Source organism: Paraburkholderia sp. D1E, assembly GCF_052682275.1.
On record NZ_JBQYMB010000001.1, the window covers coordinates 8,404,542 to 8,422,716 of the forward strand.

The 18,175-nt window shown below is 57.7% G+C and carries 15 protein-coding genes; 7 read left to right on the forward strand and 8 right to left on the reverse strand.

The window, feature by feature from the left end:
- Position 1 precedes the first annotated feature (1 nt).
- Genes ACUN0E_RS37810 through ACUN0E_RS37840 form a run of 7 tightly spaced genes read left to right on the forward strand, consistent with a single transcriptional unit; the run spans position 2 to position 8,097 of the window.
- Complete coding sequence (locus ACUN0E_RS37810) at positions 2–2,542, forward strand: glycosyltransferase family 4 protein (protein WP_445569814.1); 2,541 nt, start codon at positions 2–4, stop codon at positions 2,540–2,542.
- The gene (locus ACUN0E_RS37815; RefSeq protein ID WP_445569815.1) at positions 2,539–3,594 is read left to right on the forward strand and encodes a glycosyltransferase; all 1,056 of its coding nucleotides are present in this window, start codon (positions 2,539–2,541) and stop codon (positions 3,592–3,594) included. The genes ACUN0E_RS37810 and ACUN0E_RS37815 overlap by 4 nt, the downstream gene beginning before the upstream one ends.
- The gene (locus tag ACUN0E_RS37820; protein ID WP_445569816.1) at positions 3,591–4,568 is read left to right on the forward strand and encodes a glycosyltransferase; all 978 of its coding nucleotides are present in this window, start codon (positions 3,591–3,593) and stop codon (positions 4,566–4,568) included. Before ACUN0E_RS37815 ends, ACUN0E_RS37820 begins: the two co-directional genes overlap by 4 nt.
- Entirely contained in the window at positions 4,565–5,194 is a 630-nt protein-coding gene (locus ACUN0E_RS37825) for a histidine phosphatase family protein (RefSeq protein WP_445569817.1), read from the forward strand. Before ACUN0E_RS37820 ends, ACUN0E_RS37825 begins: the two co-directional genes overlap by 4 nt.
- Positions 5,195–5,199: 5 nt before the next feature.
- Positions 5,200–6,243, forward strand: coding sequence for a glycosyltransferase family 1 protein (locus tag ACUN0E_RS37830; RefSeq protein WP_445569818.1), 1,044 nt, complete (start codon positions 5,200–5,202; stop codon positions 6,241–6,243).
- Positions 6,244–6,258: 15 nt separating this feature from the next.
- Positions 6,259–7,137, forward strand: a complete 879-nt coding sequence (locus ACUN0E_RS37835; RefSeq protein WP_445569819.1) for a hypothetical protein — start codon at positions 6,259–6,261, stop codon at positions 7,135–7,137.
- A gap of 60 nt (positions 7,138–7,197) precedes the next feature.
- Complete coding sequence (locus ACUN0E_RS37840) at positions 7,198–8,097, forward strand: methyltransferase domain-containing protein (RefSeq protein WP_445569820.1); 900 nt, start codon at positions 7,198–7,200, stop codon at positions 8,095–8,097.
- 144 nt (positions 8,098–8,241) lie between these two features.
- On the opposite strand, the gene ACUN0E_RS37845 is transcribed toward ACUN0E_RS37840, so the two are convergent.
- The 8 genes from ACUN0E_RS37845 to ACUN0E_RS37880 form a co-directional block, all read right to left on the reverse strand.
- Positions 8,242–11,427 (reverse strand): hypothetical protein, encoded by a 3,186-nt coding sequence (locus ACUN0E_RS37845; protein ID WP_445569821.1) that lies wholly within the window; start codon positions 11,425–11,427, stop codon positions 8,242–8,244.
- 49 nt (positions 11,428–11,476) lie between these two features.
- Positions 11,477–12,274, reverse strand: coding sequence for a glycosyltransferase family 2 protein (locus ACUN0E_RS37850; RefSeq protein WP_445569822.1), 798 nt, complete (start codon positions 12,272–12,274; stop codon positions 11,477–11,479).
- 33 nt (positions 12,275–12,307) lie between these two features.
- On the reverse strand, positions 12,308–12,664 hold the full coding sequence (locus ACUN0E_RS37855) for a multidrug transporter (RefSeq protein ID WP_445569823.1): 357 nt from the start codon (positions 12,662–12,664) through the stop codon (positions 12,308–12,310).
- The gene (locus tag ACUN0E_RS37860; protein WP_445569824.1) at positions 12,661–13,443 is read right to left on the reverse strand and encodes a sugar phosphate isomerase/epimerase family protein; all 783 of its coding nucleotides are present in this window, start codon (positions 13,441–13,443) and stop codon (positions 12,661–12,663) included. Before ACUN0E_RS37860 ends, ACUN0E_RS37855 begins: the two co-directional genes overlap by 4 nt.
- 47 nt (positions 13,444–13,490) lie before the next feature.
- Positions 13,491–14,285 carry a pyridine nucleotide transhydrogenase gene (locus tag ACUN0E_RS37865; RefSeq protein ID WP_445569825.1) on the reverse strand — a complete coding sequence of 265 codons (795 nt, stop codon included), beginning with the start codon at positions 14,283–14,285 and terminating at the stop codon, positions 13,491–13,493.
- Positions 14,282–15,421 (reverse strand): FAD-dependent oxidoreductase, encoded by a 1,140-nt coding sequence (locus tag ACUN0E_RS37870; protein WP_445569826.1) that lies wholly within the window; start codon positions 15,419–15,421, stop codon positions 14,282–14,284. Before ACUN0E_RS37870 ends, ACUN0E_RS37865 begins: the two co-directional genes overlap by 4 nt.
- A 20-nt stretch (positions 15,422–15,441) precedes the next feature.
- Positions 15,442–16,467: a glycosyltransferase gene (locus tag ACUN0E_RS37875; protein ID WP_445569827.1), complete on the reverse strand. Its 1,026-nt coding sequence runs from the start codon at positions 16,465–16,467 to the stop codon at positions 15,442–15,444.
- 532 nt (positions 16,468–16,999) lie between these two features.
- A complete protein-coding gene (locus ACUN0E_RS37880) occupies positions 17,000–18,130 on the reverse strand; it encodes a glycosyltransferase (RefSeq protein WP_445569828.1) in 1,131 nt (376 codons plus the stop codon).
- Between the last annotated feature and the right edge of the window lie 45 nt (positions 18,131–18,175).

Below are 18,175 nucleotides of genomic sequence, written 5' to 3' on the forward strand. Positions count from 1 at the left end.
TATGTCACTGACAAAAGACTGGGCAACGGAATGCAGGCATCCGTCTCCGAATGTGCTGTTTGCGCTCCCTAACGCAATCTATTTCCTGTTGAAGTTCCGATCCGACCTTGCGTCCTTTGAACATCAGACCATTGAAGGCCGGATAACGCTGTATTTCTGGTGGAAAGCCTACGGCGAGCGTGACTATCCGGATTTCGAATGGGTCCTCGGTAAGCCCGAGATCGAGTATGCAACGCAGTTGAATGCCGAGACGCTGATCGACAAGTATCCCCGTGCAATCAGTTTCTGGCTTGCCGGCGACGGAGCCGACATTCTGGACGACAAGGCTGTGCTTGAAGTATTGCGTCACAGCGATCTGGCGATCGGACCGACGCGTGCCCGGCTACCACGCTTTATGGCACTCCTCGTCAACGCGCGAGCGGATTTGCGCGCCCATATCGATCTTGAATCCTTCTCGGGACAACTGGCCGCGTTAAGCTGGTGGGAAACGCATGGTCAGTTCGAATATCCCCGGCTGTCATGGTCACCCAATTCAGTATGGGATAGCCTGAACGAATTGGACAGCGATCAGAAGACAACTCTGATCGGCGTTCCGGCATTTCTCGAGCTGCTCGTGAACAGCCGCCATGATTTACGCGCCGGCCTCGACATGACCACGTTCGCTGGACGTTTCGGCGCATTGATCTGGTGGGACGAGCACGGAAAATTCGAGTACCCAAGACTGGTCTGGCAAACCTCGCCCGCCATTCACCAGTTAAACCAGATTGTGCGCGACGAAAACGGAACACTGATCGATGTTCCGCGCTTCCTTGAGCCACTCGTTGGCAGCCGACCGGACCTGAGCCGCGAGATTGATCTCAATAGCTTTCATGGCCGATTCGCAATGCTTCTTTGGTGGGATATGCACGGCAAGCGCGAATATCGTAGGCTGGACTGGCCGACGGCGAAGATATTCGACCGGCTCAACGAGTTCGATGACGGGGACAAGGAAGGACTTTTCCGTGTACCGCATTTCCTGCTGCACCTTGTCAGGAGCCGGCCGGATTTGCGATCGCTGTTCGATTTCGATACGTTTCTGGGTCGACTGAATGCGATGCAGTGGTGGATCAAGCATGGCCAGCGGGAATATCCGAGCCTTCAATGGAAAATCCAGGAAAGTCTGAACGACTTGATGTTAATGGAACGAGCACCTGCCGCGGCGATGGCGCTCCCCAGGCTCCTGCTCTCGATCCGCGAAAGTCGGCCGGATCTAATCGCAGCCTTCGACATTGGAACTACGCCAGGTGCCTTGGCGCTGATCTCATGGTGGCACACGGCCGGCAGGGGCGAATACCCTGAGTTCCGGCACCTTCGCATCGTCCCGGCCGATATCCGCGGACAGGCTCTTGACGCAAGCCTGCATCAACAGGCGAGCATGCCAGTGCGGCCGTTCGGCGTGAACATCGTGGGCTTTCCTCAAGGCGTGCTTGGGTTAGGCGAAGACGCGCGGATGGCCGCGCAGGCAATGCAACTCGGCGGTTTCGATGTCGCTCTGATCAATGCGCCCATGAGCGGGCCGCCTCGACTCGATATGTCGGCTAACCACCTGCTGCGCGACGATCTCACCTATCAAGTAAGTCTGTTCTGCCTGCCACCGCCGGAAATGGTCCGGTTGACGCTCGAGGGCGGCCGTAGACTGATTGAGTCGAATACCTACAAGATTGGCGCGTGGCCATGGGAATTGCCTCACTGGCCGAGCGCGTTCGGGCAAGCCCACGAGTTCGTGGATGAAATCTGGGCACAGAGCCGCTTCGTGGAAGCCGTATATGCACGCCTTGGCAAAACAAAAGTGCGGCACATGCCCATGGCTGTCGTCATTCCAACGCCGCAAGCGATTGACCGCAAGCGCTTTGGGCTTCCCAACGAAGACTTCTTGTTTTATCTGATGTTCGACGGGAATTCCTGGCTGACACGAAAGAATCCCGTGGCAGGGATCATGGCGTTCAAACAGGCCTTCGCCAAAGAAACAAGCGGCGTCGGCCTTGTCATCAAGGCAATGAACGCCCGCGACGACGATCCAACCTGGCGACAGGTCCTAGACCTCGCGGCAGCGGACGATCGCATCCATATCGTCTCCGAGCGGCTGGGCCGCCAAGACACCATCGACTTCATGGCGTGCTGCGATGCGTATATTTCGCTGCATCGCAGCGAGGGTTTTGGTCGCGTCATCGCAGAAGCGATGGCGCTGGGCCAGCCTGTCGTCGCAACCAATTTCTCCGGTAACGTGGATTTTTGCGACGAGCAGACAGCCTTCCTGGTTGACGGCGAGTTGGTGCCGTTGCGCCCTGGCGACTATTTGTTCCACGAGGGTCAATACTGGTGCGATCCTGACGTAGAGATCGCCGCCAGCCAGATTGCCCGGGTATTCGGCGACACAGACATGCGCCAGCTTGTTGCCAAGGCAGGTCGCGCACGCATCGAAAGGGACTATTCGATGGCGGCGGTGGCACGTGCCTATGCGCAGCGCCTGGACGAAATTCGAAAGACGGTGAGCGGACGATGAGACTGCTGATCTATGCACCCGACATCTTCGAAGGCGACGCCGTCGGCAACCATTGCCTGGGGCTGGCTGCCATGGCGGAGCGTTCAGGGTGGGATTCACGAACGTACGCCCAGCACTTCGATGCCTCGGTATCGCAGGTACAGCCGATTGAATCGCTTTTTTCAGAGGCGACAAGCGAGGATCTGCTGTATGTCAGCTATTCGATTGCCGATCCGTTTCTCGATCGACTACTGGCCTTGCCGTGCAGAAAGATTTGTTACTTCCATGGAGTCACTGATCCGGCCCTGTTGCGTGAGTTTGAACCGGTGACAGCCGACCTTTGCGAACAGGCAATGGCGCAATTGCCAAAGCTGGCAGGGTTTGATGTCATTGTCGCCAACTCGATGCATGTGGCACACGATCTCGCTCCCTATGTCAACGTTTCGAGTGTCGTGGTCATCCCACCCGTCTTCGATAATTTGCCGACGTTGGGAAACAACGCGATTGCGCGCAGCAACCCGATTACATTCAACATGCTGGTACTCGGCCGCGTTGTGCCGCACAAGCGAGTCGAAGATGCCATCGAGGTTCTCGCTCGCGTGGTCGACGGAGGTGTCGACGCCACGATGACGATCGTCGGCAGCATGCCGAATTTCGACTACAGCAAATTCCTGCTTGAACGCGCGCGCGCGCTAGACGTACTGACCCGTATCGATTTCACAGGAATGGTCGACGATGCAGATCTGCTGTCGAGTTATGACCGCGCTTCGCTGCTACTTTCGATGAGCCGTCATGAGGGCTTCTGCATCCCTGCACTCGAGGCGATGCACTGCGGCATTCCCGCCGTGGTGCGAACCGGCCATGCAGCCGCTGAGGTGGTCAGTGATGCCGGACTTGTCATCGACCAACGCCAGACAGCGGGCCAGATCGCCGAGCAGATCATCGAGCTGCGCAACGACGCCTCCCGCTGGGACGCATTGACTCACCGCGCGCGCGAGCGTGCGAGCGTCCTGCTGGAACTCACGTCTTCGCAGCATTGGGCGAAGGTGTTCGACGAGGCTCTTCGGAAATGAAATCTCAACCCAAAATCCTCATCACCACTTATCACTCCGCCTTTCTCGTCAAAGGCGGGGGCGAGTTCGAGATCGTCAGTCTGGTTGATAGTCTGAAAAAACAAGGCTATCTAGCGGATATTTACGGTCCCTTCTCGCAGTCGATCGACAACTACGATGTCGTGCTTCATTTTTCGGTGCATGGCGGCGGCCTCGAACTGCTACGCTCCGTCGCGGCTGCTGGCAAGCCGATCGTGTTGTGGCCAAACCTCTGGATCAACACAGAACAGCCGCCACCAGCGGACATGATCGCCGAGCACGTCAAGCTGGCGAAGTACATCGTCTTCAAATCGGTGGCCGAGAAAGAGCATTTCTGCATGCACTTCCCTGCCCCCGAAGACAAGATCCGGATCGTGCCAGCCGGAGTAGACGTCGTGTTCACGAAAAACGCGCCGCCTGATCTGTTTCGCACCATGTACGGCCTCGACGAATACGCGATCTGGTTTGGCGTCATTGAGCCCAGCAAGAATCAACTGGTGGCGATCCGTGCACTGCGCGACAGTGGAACACCGCTGGTATTCGTCGGCCGGTCTCGCAATCGGGCCTACTACGAAACATGCCGTCGCGAAGCACCGGCCAATTCAGTGTTCATCGACGGTCTGCCCTACCGCTCCGAAGTCATGCGAGCGGCCTTGCAGGAAGCAAGCTACTATGTCGAAATCTCAAAGGAGCCGGCTGGATTGTCGGCGATTGCCGCGGGTCTTGCGGGTTGCCGACTGGTGTTGAGCGACTCGGCGTGGGCGCGCGAACACTTCGACGGTTTCGCACAATTCGTCGATCCCGAATCTGAAACAAGCGTGCGTAGCGGCGTAGCGGCAAGCCTTGCGGCGCACCTGAACGTTCCGGAATTGCGCCGGCATCTGCAGAAGCACTGCCTGCCGGACGCCATCATCCCGCTGCTGAGCGTCTTTGACGAGGCGGTAGAGTCATCATGATGCTCTACCTGTTTCGTCACGGGAAATCCCACGCGAATAGCGCTCGGCTCGTGACAGGTACGCGCACGGATACACTCGTCAACGAAGGCCGGCGCCAGGCTGAAGCAATGCAGCGCTGGCTCGATCAGGTGCAACTGGACGCTGATCACTACTTCACCAGTACCTGGGCGCGTGCGGAGCAAACCGCACGCCTCATGTTTCCGCAAGCCGAGTGGCAAATCGACGCGCGCCTCGGCGAGACCGACGCGGGCTCGGTGGCAGATTGGCCGTTGGCGGAGTTCATCGGGAAGCATCCTGATTTCTACAGAAACAATACCACCCCCTACCCCGACGGCGAGTCTCACGAGAACTTGAACCGACGCGTACTGGGCTGGCTCGACGACGTACTGGCCCGTCATACGTCGGACGAAAAAATCGTGGTCGTTGCGCATTCCGGGCCGATTGCGTGCCTGATCCAGCAAGCGCTCAATATCAGCATGGAGCGATTCCCCGCGCTGCTTCCGGCGCATGCGAGCCTGTCGATCATCGAGTATTCCGGTACAAGCGCGCTTAGGGCAACACTGAAGGCCTTCTCGCTGACGCCAGCTGAGACCGCAGCCCCCATGCTGACCCCCACGAGGCAATGAGATTGATGATGAAGGTGTTGGCACTCCAGCGAGTTTCCCATGTCGCGGCAGATGCATTGTCGCTGTCGGTGGAAGCACGTGTCACCGAGGCATTGGACTACCTGACCGATCAGGGTCAATTGGTTTATGCCGCGATCGCTGAAAACCATGATCGCGTTCACGCGGCACTGGGATGGGCCGACGTGCTCATTCTGAGCAAACACAGTTCACAGGCCGCAGTGGAAATCGCCACGCAAGCTAAACGGCGTGGTCTGCGCGTGATCTACGATGTGGATGACTGGATCTTCTCTTTCCCGTCGTACAGCAACGCAAAGAAAATGTCGCGGCAACTGGACGCTATTCAGGCGTTGATCGGTATCGCGGATGTCGTAACCGTCGCGAACAAAAACCTGTATGCCAGCATCAAGGAATATTGCGAGCGCCCCGTCTTGCTGCCCAACGGCATGTATGTCGAGAAGTACATCCCCGAGAAGCGCGGGTGGGAGAATGCCGAATCCGATCCGCCAAGAATCGTGTTCACGAACGCAGATCTGATCAAAGTGCATAACAGCAAGGAAGTGCTGCTCAGAGTGCTGCAGGACTTTTTTCATCTGCACCCTGAATACACGCTGGATTTTTACGGCGACCCGTTCCCGGAAATCTTCTCACTGCCGTTCCTACATTACACGAGCCGCAAGCAATACGCCGACTACGTGCAATCGCTGATCGCGGGCAACTACGCGTTTTCAATCACGCCGCTCGGCGGCGGCGAAGACCCGGAGAGCCTGTTTTTCAACAGTTGCAAAAATCCCTTCAAGTACCTCAACTACGGTACTGCACGGGTGCCAGGCATCTATTCGCGCAGCCCAATTTACGAAGACTGCATCGAGCACGAGCAAACCGGGCTGCTGGTGGACAATACCTATGAGGACTGGCTCGCGGCGATGGAGTTGATGGCGGCGGACGCGCAATTGCGCCGCAGCATCCGCGATCAGGCTTACCAGGACGTGCACGACAAGCATCACATCCGCTTCAGCGCGGATGTCCTGACTTCTGTGTTGTCAAACTGAGCGCGGAGAGGCGAGATGCGCAAATACGGAATGTACGAACCGCTCTATCTGCCCGGCCAGCAGTTGTCGAGCGATGCGTTTCTGCCGTTCGAGATTCGCGATAATCGGGCGGCGGCGTGGCGGGAGTTTCGGATTCTGGTCGATATGTACCGTGACCGCACCTATCTGAAGCATGCGGCAACTGGGTTGTTCTCACCGAAGTTCGCGCTGAAGTCGAAGATTACCGCGGGGAGATTTATCGAGTTCGTGGATACGCGGCCCGACTGCGATCTGTGGTTTATTAATCCGTTTCCACAACTTGCCTATTGGTCGTTCAATGTTTGGATGCAGGGTGAACACGCGCATCCAGGTTTGCAGCAGGCGGCCCAATCACTGCTCGATGCGTCGGGAATCAGCTGGCAACTGAGCGACGTTCCTCGCCAGGGCAATGGCATCCTGTCGTATTGCAATTTTTGGGTCGGCTCACCCCGATTCTGGGAAGCGTACGTCGGCCAGATTCTGCTGCCTATCTCAGATTTTCTCGAGAACAACCCGGATCACCCTGTTTCGCGCTCCGTGATGCGCGACACCACGCACACGGATCCAGCACCGTTCCTGCCGTTCATCATCGAACGCCTGTTCAGTACCTATCTGTCGTTGAATTCGCAGTGCGCAGTGGCGTCGTATGACATTCCGTATGGGGATATCGCCAGCTATTGCATCAACGATTTCGAACGCTTGCTGGTTCGCAAAATGCAACCTTTGGTGGACAGCGCGGAAACGTCGGGCGTCTTCGATCAGCGACTCATCGACCAGATGGACTTCATATGCGCTATCTGGCAGCAGCATTTTTTTGACCTCTACGCGCAAAAGCCACATCCGCATACCGGGCGGCTGATTGATCCGCCTGTTTAGCGCTTCGGCTATGATGAGGGTTCGGTAAGGATCCGGAAGACTTCCCAACGCAGGAGTGCCATGATTTCAGCAGACCGTTCTTCCCTCACCCGAAAGCAAAAGCTTCTCGCCGGCCTGGATCAGAAAGGCAGCCTCGGCCTGGAAATCGGCGCGCTGTGCCGGCCATTTCTTCTGAGAGACGATGGCCCTGTGATCTACGTGGACCACGCCGACACACCCGCGCTGCGTACCAAGTACAAAGACGACCCCGCCGTCGATGTGAATGCTATCGTCGAAGTGGACGCCGTATGGGGCGCCGACACACTCCAGCAAGCGCTAGGCGGAAAACGGGTCGACTATGTGGTCGCCTCACATGTGATCGAGCATGTGCCGGATCTCATCGCCTGGTTGTGCGAGTTGCGCGCCGTTCTGAATCCCGGCGGCGAAGTGCGGTTGATCGTACCGGACAAACGGTTCACGTTCGACTATTTCCGCGAAGAGACCCACATCGCGTCGGTCCTGCACAGCAACTTAATACGCGCCCGGGTTCCTCAACCTGAGATCCTGATCGACTACTGCATCAACGTCGCTAAGGTGGATTGCGCTTCGGCCTGGAGGGCGCCTCTCGACCCCTTCTCGACCGAACGGCATCACGATCTCGAAACCGCATTGAACGTGGCGCGGGATTGCTTGGAAAACGGCGCGTATCACGACGTGCATTGCTGGGTTTTTTCGCCCCGCTCGTTTGCACGTCTGTTTCGTGAAATGGCGGAGCTCGACCTCATCGACTTTGCCTGCGGCAACTTCTTCGACACCAACCGGAATGAAATTGAGTTCTTCGTTTCGCTTCAGCCATCCGACGACAAATCTGAAACCGTGAACAGTTGGCGGCGGATGGAGGCAGAGGCTGGGGACGATGTTCCCGGACGGCCGTTCTGGAAAACCAAGCGAGCGTTGCGATTCGCGGTCAAACGGGGCTGATGCTTGCACGCGGCAGCAGAAAGGCCCGAACGGACCCGTTGCTCACCCGCCTAGCGTAGCGTCGAGCCTGGCGCCTCGGTTGCCACCGGCGAAAACGCATCTGGGTTCGATCCCCCCGGCTGGGCGCTGACCTAACGCGCCACCCTACCTGAAAATATTCCGCTGATAGAGTGCCACGTGTTTGATCTCGACTGCGCCGCAGGCATTCGGGTCGGCAAGGGTCATTTGCAGGCCCTTAACCCGGCCGAGCGTGAGCCATCGAGGATAGGCGTCGATTGGGACAATCAACACCCCGTTGTCCGCCGTGAACATCAATTGGGCTGCGTCGCTCGGACCCGGCTGCTTGTCGCCCCACCACGTTATTTTGAATCTCGGCGTAGCGTGGCGATCCAGGCAGGCAAACTCAAAGCGAAGCAGGCCCGCACCATGGCCTGAGACGCCAAGCGCGGACACGTCGTAGCTCAATTGCGGATTCGCTCCAGTCACCTTGTAGGTACCTGACTCGAGGCTCAGATCGTGCGCGATCGGGGTCAAAGCGTCGAACGTCGCAACCTGAGTCATTTTCTTCGACAATGACTTGTCCGAACGTCCCCAAGCCACCGGAATTTCGGCCAAGTCAGCCGTCGAGAACGACGCATCCTGCAGTGCTGCGCGGAAATCCGCTTCCACAGCCGGCTCGAGCGTCACATCGACAACACCGGGATAACCCGCTTGTGAGGGATCCAGCGGCCCGCCATCAAGCCAGATCACATGCTGTTCCGCGGACAACCTTGTCACCTTACGCATCTCGCCGTTGCGCAAACTGAGGTCCGTACCGACAGTAAACGCGGACATCGGCGTGCCTGCGTCCAGCGACAAAGCGGCATCGCTTCGACTTACGCCCCTATCCCACTTGTCATCCGTCAGGTTTCTCGTCGCGACCGTGATATGCCGGCCCTGATCGGCTGCCATTGCCGGCGTACTGAACCCAAGAATGGTGCCGTCTGCCCATACCGGCGTGTAGTGATCCATGACGAAGCGGTACAACACCGGATCTCGCAACGCGAGGCCGCCCCCGTCATACGTGATGTTGTCTGCCGCCAGCAGAGCGACGCTGGGTAAGTCACGCGACAGCCGTTCTACCGCTCGCTGCTGTTGCCGAACCGGTGCCATGTTGTAGGGCGCCGTGACCGCCATCGTGACCGGGCGACCGAAATAGAAGGTCTGCGCGTTATGAGACGTCAAGTCGAGGTAACCCACGCCTGGTGCCAGCTTGCTATTGAGCAATGCATTGAGTTTGACGAACCGCGCCCATTGCTCGTCTTGCACCATGGCGACCCCCACATTGGGCATTCCCACATCCGCCCCGTATTTCACTGGTCCGATTCCAATCACTGGCGATGTCGCGGATACCGCCGTCGAAAAAGCCAACGTCGTGTAATTCAACGTGGCGCTCATCCCGGCGATGACGACGACCAGGGCCGTGCGGTTGAACGCATGAGTCGTGCGCCATGCAACGATAGGAATCAGGACTGACCAGCCGAAAATTGCCGCGAGGCCGGCGCGTGACATATCACCCGCATCGATTCGACCCATCGAATAAGGCGTCAGTAACAGTGCGAACAGCATCACGACGACAGCCGGCAAAAATACCGCACTTTTAGTGGTGCGATTCTTGACGGTTGAATAGACCATCATCACGCAGAATGCCGGTGCGGCGAGCCACGACATCCGTATCGCTTCGAAAACCAGACCGGACTTCGCACCACCGCGGTTCCAACTCACCTCCCACGGAATGCCATATGCGACCTGATTGATCGGACCATTCTCAAGTACGTAGCGGATCGCACCAATCAGCATGGCTGCCAATGGGGTCGCCAGAGCGAGCACCAGAAACACCGCGCAGACAGCCACGAGCGTTTTCCAACCTTCGCGCTCGCCCCCTCGCCACATGCGCGACACTGCTTCTAGCGCCAATAAGCCGGATGCGGCAGCGAGCAGCAGACCAGCCGGCGGCACGCCCAGCACGACGATCGTCGCCGTCACAAGCCATACCGCGAGCCAGCGAGCAGGCCGGGCCCGCAGGGCGCCGCTGAACCACAGGCACATAAACGGCGTGAAGAACAGAAAGGCCGTTCTGCCGCCGATGAAGAACGTTGAAACTAATGCGAGGCCGAGACTCCCGGTAAATTCGAAGAGCGAAAAGAAAGCAACGAGCGACAGCAACGTCGAACCCAGTCGATTGGCCTCAGCAACGCTGGCCGCCGTTCCGTCATAAAACACGACTGAGAGCAGCCCGGCCAGATCGTCCTCCATGAATCCATGAGGAGAGATATAGCCGACATAGGGAACAACGCCTTTGAGGTATGACCACCAGCCGAGCAAGGTCTGCCCAAACTCGTAGTCATTCGGCGAAAGCGATGGGCCGAGTGTGTTGCCAAATTTGAACGCGAGCAGCAGCCCAAACAACGCGAGCGGCGAGAAGAGCGCCTTGTAGCTCTGATTTTCATCCCTGCGATACCGGACGTACCGCCGCGCCACATCGAAGACACCGGCAAAAATCAGCGCGACGACAAGGACCCTTAATCCCCAAGTGGTCGTATATTTGGTGAGTGATCCGTCTGGCAGTGCCAACCGCGCAGGGTAGAGCGTCAGGAAGAAAAACGGCAGCCCCAACTGGCCGACGAGGATAGCTTGAGGTACGACGCGCGTAAGCAAGCGCGGTATAACGACTGCGATCAAGACTGCTAGAAAAAGAACCCCAATCAACAGAGGCGCCGCTCTGGTGTAGCGTGCAATATCCACCGCGCCGACCAGACCGATCGGCGCACGACCAATGACCAGTGCAAGCTCGAGCGGGACCAGTGCCAATAGAAACGACGCAAACAGACTCAGCCCGACAACCGATGGCGAGATCTGCTCCGATTTACCGGCTTGCAACCACGACCACACCGCGAGAATCACCAACGCTGCTGCGGAAACAAGCTGCATCGTGGTGTCGATCGATGTGCCGGTAATTAGTCCCGCGACAACCACGATCGAGGGAATTGACCACCACAGCAGTTGTTCCGAAAGATCTTGCGAGTATTTATATTGAGCGCCAAGGCTCTTTAGCTTCCCGATCTGCGCTGAGAAGAATGCCAAACCAAGGAGTAGCGTGCCAATGAAAAACAGTGGCGCGAAGAGATCCTGGAACTTCGTATTGGCTCCCCAGGTGACGCTTCCGACAATGAAATCCGAATACGTCGGTGGGAGCGTACAGCGCAGGCCAAGCGCGAGAGCGGCAGCAGCCAGGGAGGCCGATGCCACCACCACGCTCATTTTTTCTGTGTTTGTCAGTTGGTTCGGCATTGACATCTCATTCGGTGCAAATCAGGCGCGTGCAAATTGCGCGTTCACTTTACGACGGGTTATAAGCGCCGAAACACGCCTTGAACAGCACCTGCAATACCGACAGATTGCCTCTCACGCTGCTGATCTTCGTGGGCACTTCACCCTTCGGATAACGCCGCGTGGTAGCAAGTTCGAGACAGCGATACCCTAGCTTCGGTGCGCGATACGAAAGATAGGCAAGCAACTCGTACGTCGCGAATACGTCTCTGAACGGCGCGACTTTGGGGTCAAGCAGCATCCTCCTGCTATATGCCCGGAAGCCTTGGGTCGTATCCGTCCAACGAAAACCCGAAAAGAGACTGAGCATCGGCGCATGAATCAGCCGGATGGCCAGATCGCGCGACTTGGGCGTGTTTTCTGCTATCCCGCCTGACAGGTACCGGGACGCCTGGACAAAATCGACGCCGCCCTTCAACGCCTCGATAAAGCGCGGGATAGCGTCGGGGTCGTCTTTGTCGTTTCCGTCGATCGTCACGATCCCCTCATACCCCTGATCCAGAGCGAACGCATAGGCGCAACGCAATTGCGCGCTCAGCTTGCCGGACCCCGTCTTGAGCAACAGGGTCTGAATGCCCTTGCTCTTCAGGAACTCGAGATCGAGCGAGCCGTCGGTACTGCCGCCGTCCACGATAATCACATCAGCCGTGTCGGGAATGCCCAGCGCCGCAATCCGGTCGAGCAGATTGCGGATACGAGCGCCCTCGTTAATAACCGGAATCACCACGCACCACGGATTGCGCGGCTCGGCAGTGAATTGAATCTTGAAAGCGGGAACCTGCCAACCTGAACGGGCTTCTTGGGACATATCGAATTTCATTGAAGTCTGTGATCCTTTATCTCACCCTACGCGAGCAGTGATGAGCGCAACGCCTGCGATTATGAACAAAATCCCCACGCCAACGGTCCAGGGAAAAGGCTCACGAAATATCACCACTGACAATACCGCCACGCTCGCAATGGCACCGGCAGTCAGCACGGGTTGAGCAACGTTCAAAGGCAACCGGCCGAGCGCTGCCGCATACAGCAGGAAGGCCGCGCCGTAGAGCGCGAGGCCCAGCCAGAAGGGTCCGTTCTTCAGCGCGCCCATCGGGTCGCCAAGACTCGGAAACCGGCGTGGCGGCATCATGGCGATCTTGACCAAGACGCTCGCAGAAGCATTCGAAGCAATACCCAGAACCAGAATCAGCCATTTCATGCGGACGCTCCATCATCGGCGCGATAGCATCGAACGGCCTCACTCACGGCACGACGGACCGCGTCCACGGCGGAGCCGGACTTGGGCGCCAGCATTTCGATCGACACCACCTGCTCGGGCATCAACTCTGCCAGTACCTCAGCCACGGCAGCGTGATTCGTCCCGCCATCTCCGAGGGTGACAAGATTGGGCTCACTGGCATGGACATGTCCAATCAACGGCGAGTACCGCGTAACCACGTCCCGAGAGTCTTCTTCGTTGATCGTGACCGCGCCCGTGTCCAGTTGCATGCGGATGGACGGATGGGCTACCGCAGACACGATAGTCGCGGTATCACGGCTGTTGGTCATGAAATTGGCACCATAACAAGGCGGATTGGGCTCGAGGCAAACGAACACGCCATACTCAGCAGCGATGTCGCCCAAGCGGCGAAAGAATGCCACCGCAATATCGTGCGCGGCATCGTCTGCCAGACCAGTGCGGTCACGATTTCGGGGCGACCCGAAGACCAGTCGCGTCGCGCCGAGTCCAGATCCAATCTGGCAAACCGCACGCAGATGATCCAGCATGGCCTGCTGTGATTCCGTGGTGCCGAACAGGTTGAGTCCCGTGGTACCGAACAGCAACGATTGCATGCCCGTGATGTCGATACCACGATCGGACCACCATGCGCGAACCCGTGCAATATCCGTCACGTCAACTACCTTCAGATCAGGAAAATACTTACTGGGCGCAACGTCGATCGCATCTACGCGATGCGAGCGCAGAATGTCCGCCACCTGCTGATCGTCGGCAACTTCCCACGCTATATTGGAAATGGCAATCCTCATGCTTGTCCCTTCGGCTCACCGGCAACCTTCGGCGGTTCAGACTGGGCATAAGACCGGACGGCTTGAATGGTCTCGCGCTTGCTGTACTGATACGGGCCCGTTGCCCCGAACAGGCCGGCATGCTGGGTGCGGAAGTCATAGCTTGCGGGTTGCGCTACGGTCGACTGGCTGAAGGGCTTCCCAAAGCCATATTCCGAGACGTCGCCCACGCTGATCGGCTCGGCTGTCAGATGCACGAGCTTGAGATCGGCGGCAAGTGCGGTCCGAATATCGTGCCAAAGGTTGACCATCGGATAGAACTGAAACGATCCGCGACTATCGATCGCGTGAAGATTGTTGTTGTTCAAGAAGTCGAAAATAACGTTCTTACGCAGGCCGGGTCCCACAAGCCCAGGAAGACGAACGATCAGATGTCTGGGAAAGTGCATCTCGACGAACTTTTCTAACAGACGCCGATGCAAGCCGTAGGCATGGAGACCTTCCTCGTCGACCGGCGTGCTCTCGTCGACGCCGACAGGATTTCGAAACACGTCAACGGTGCTGATCAGCACGAATGTGCCCGCCTGAACCGTTGACAGATGTCCAATCAGACCATCGATCTTTTGGCGATCCGCTTCAGGTTCCGCGTTCGCAATCCACTTCTGCGCCGGTGCGCCCGCGCCGACGATGAGATCGAAGGACGATCCGCGGATCGTCTCGATGTTGGTGGAACGGAATTGCGCATCGAAATGTTTTTGCTTCAACAGGGTCGATCCCACAAACCCCGTGCATCCAATCAGTGCATCGTTCATTTGCCTGTTCCCAATACCGTTTGTGTTTGCGAAGAAGAAACGAAGGTTTCCGCGTCCAGCTTCTCAAGCACATCGTAGATGTTGTCGATCTTGCCCCCAAGGATCGAATAGAGACCATTCGATGCGGGGTGTTGCTCGAACAATATCGGACGACCGTCATCTCCTTCGTTTTTGACGAGGACCGTTTTGACCTCGAACAGCGATTCGACGTAACGTCCATCATAAACTGCGGGGAAGTAACGCCCCACGTCGCGCACCATGCGGTCCACCCGGCTGGCACGATCGTACTGATTCAACCTCGCGTACGGGTCCTCGCCCGGTGCGTCCATCCAGCTTGAATGCGGCGTATAACGCACGTGCGAGAGCGTGTGAAGGCCGCGTGCAGGAAACGGCATCATCGAGAAAAACGGGCCGTCCATCACGGTTACGCCAAGCCCACGCAACTCTGGCACGGTCTCGACAAGCGCCATCTCGGTGATCTCGTGCTTCAGTCGGGTTTGCGTTCCGCGAAAGTCGCCGTCGAATTGATTCAGGCCGCTGTACGTGCAGTTAAAGACATACCTTGCATGTACCGCCGAACGGCTGACATCGTCGCACTCCAGCACGAAGCCGTCTGTCTGCAGTCTAATGTTCTCGACTCGCGTGTTCAGCCTGACATCGACATCGAGCTCGGCCAATTCGCGCCGCGCCCAGTCCGCCAACTTCGTGGAATCGAACGCATACTCTTCCACGAGGAACACTTGCTCGATCAAGCGCGGTTCGAACAGGTCACGTATCTGCTGAGGAGCGGGCTCCAGGCTCGCTCCAATCTCACGGCAAAACCGCTCGAACTGCCTTGCCGTCACTTTGGAGTTGCGCCGCGCTATTGCGTAGACCTTCGTGAAGTCCCGCTTAACCACCTCTGGGAAATCCCGAACAAATCGGGGCAGGTTGACACGGCTGCGGAACGCGGTCGTGAAGCTACGCGGATAGTGGTAGCCATTGTGAACGCGTGCCTGGTTGTTATAGGAAGCGCGAGCCAGCAATGCTGGCTCGCGCTCGATCAACGTGACCGTTTTCAAGCCTCGCTGTTTCTTGAGGTAAATCGCGATCGCTGTTCCGTAGAAGCCACCGCCAATGACTACAGCATCTTGCATGAGCAGATCCTCCCGTTCACTCAGGAGGAATGCATCGAGTCGTTCGCATCCGCACGATGTTTCTCAGGCAATCTGACATCTTCGATATTCAACTTCTGACGACGCGTCATCACGCTGCTCGTGAATTCCTGCGCAACATGGTACAGAGGACCTTCGTTGCTCAACCGCGCCATCTGAAGGATGTACTCGCCGAGCACCAGGAGCACGAGCGAGATGAGAAAAAACATGCCGGATTGTTGCAACGACAACGTCACCCAGCCGGGTGCCACGTTCGACTTCAGAAGACCGATCGCGATCACATACACCGAATAGATCAGGTTCGAAACAGCGCCGAACAGCGAGAGCGCGGTGACGAGGCGCATCGGTGCCTTGGTAGTCGACACGAGCAGGCGGATGCCGCGATCGATACTGTGTGACAGACGCTTTGCGTGTGCGGCTTTGGGGGCCGCACTGTAAGTGAGGTTCACGCGTGCAAAGCCTCCAGTTGCCGGCAGATATCGGTAAGTCATTGCGGGCATCGGATGCTGAAGCATGAAATTGATCACACGTTTGCTCAGCAGGCGGTACTGAGGTGCATCTTTCGCCAGGTGCACACCGTTGGACCATTTGTATAAGGCGTTGAATGCGGTGAGGCAGGAACGGTAAGCCCAGCTTTGCACCGGCTTCTGCTCGTTCGCGGCAAAGACGACGTCTGCACCACTTGCCGCCTTGTCGAGCATGGTCGGCAAGAACCGGATGTCATCCACCAGCGGGTCGACCACAGCGACGAAATCACCAAGGGCATTTTCCAGACCCACCCACGAGGCGGTGTCAGAATCGACCTCCTTGGTCAAAGCGTACACCTGCAGATTCGGCAAACCTTGTTCGCCTGCGAGGCCCTTCAGTACGGCTACGCTCTCATCCTCGGACGCGTTGTCCACGACAATCAACTCGTAGTCGCTGACGAGAGTACCCATGACCGCAGCAGCATCCCTTAGGATTGCTTCGATATCCCTCGATTGATTACGAACGACAAAAACAACGGACAAAAACACCGGGAAAAACACCACCTGCCCCCTTGGCAAAAAACGTAGCCTGCGCGAAATACTTGTGCGGATATCCGACTGCGTTTCGCGCAAAACATATGAATGGCAAGGTTCAACAGGATTGCCCAGCCGTCGGCCAAGCGATGCAGGACGTTACTACCAGCCCCTGTTAAGACTGCATGACAGATCAACCGACTTGGAAATCATCCGGCACACCGGGTCCTTCCTCAGTCGTGCTGCTATCGGCGCCCGCACTTACTGGATCATGTGTGAGATCGGCTGGAACCCAGTAACAACTGCGTCTTGAACGGGAGCGATTGCCATCTCGACGGGAATCACCGGGCTGTGCGCCGCACAATACCCGTACGAGTTACTGTGAGCTCGGCAGCCCCATCAAACCGTACACTCTGACGCATGCCGATTTGAGGTGTTGCTTCTGAGACCTTGCCAGATTACAGAAAATGAGCCCAACTATGCCGTTACAAGTTATTTCTGGCAAGTTGTTTCAGTCTATAAGCATTTCTGGCAGGAATCACAAGCCGCGAATGGGGCGTTACAACCCCAATATCTCTTCGTAAAGCCCCCGGTACGCATTACCCAACGCCGGCCCAGAAAACAGTCTCTCATACCGCTCACGCGCCGCCAGGCCCATCTTTTGCGCCAGCGTCCCATCCCGAACCAGTTCATTAACCGCCGCCGCAAACTGCACCGGCGCTTCGGGCGGCACAACAAACCCGGTCACGTCATGCTTGTTCACATAGGACGTCCCCGAGCCCATCTCGCAGCAGACCATCGGCTTGCCGAACATTTCCGCTTCGACCAGCACCATGCCGAACGCTTCCGAACGCAGGTGTGACGGCATGACCAGCGCACGGCAGCCGCTCAGCAACGCGACCTTTTCTTCGTGCGACACCTGCCCCGCAAACACGACGTTCGACGCGCCAACCTGCTTGGCAAGCTCGGTCAGACGCTCCATTTCCGGGCCAGAGCCGGCAATGACGATTTTCGAGGCGATCGATGGCGCCGCCTCGATCAAGGTGTGAAGCCCCTTGTAGTACCTCAGCACGCCTAGCGCCAGAACGTACGGTTCGTTGCCGAGCTTCAGCCGGTCCAGGCATTCAGGCGCAAAGCGGCCGAGTTGGGGATCATCCCGGTAGTCGATGATGCCGAGCGGAATGGATTTCAGGCGCGGCTGCTCGACGACGCTCGTCAGCACCGCACTGCTCTGCGCATAAACAGCTGACGTGGCCACAACCGCCGACATTGATCGCAACGTCGAACGCATCAACGGCCCGTACACATATCCCAGCGCCCGCTGGCGCACCACGTCCGAGTGGTATGTCATCACGGCTGGCTTGTTGGCCCGCCCAAGCAGGTGCAGCACGTCCGCGAACGGCCACGGGAAGTGAAAGTGCAAAACATCGGCCCACTCGGCCTGCGCGCGGTAATGCCGCAGCGAGTCGAGCCCACCGAGGTCGCAAGAAGCTGGTGCCGCCCATGACCGCGAGCGCGTCACAATACCTTCCGGAAACTCAATATCCCGCGGCACTGGATTGGGCGACAACGTGAAAATCCGCGGATCGACACCGCAAGCGCGAGTGGACAGGCTGATTTGTCGGATAGCCTCCTGGAGCCCACCGGGCGGGTCTGGGAAATACGTGCGATAGATATGGAGAACTTTCATGCGGCCACCCGCACGGCCGCTGATGGAACACTGGCAAACGCCATT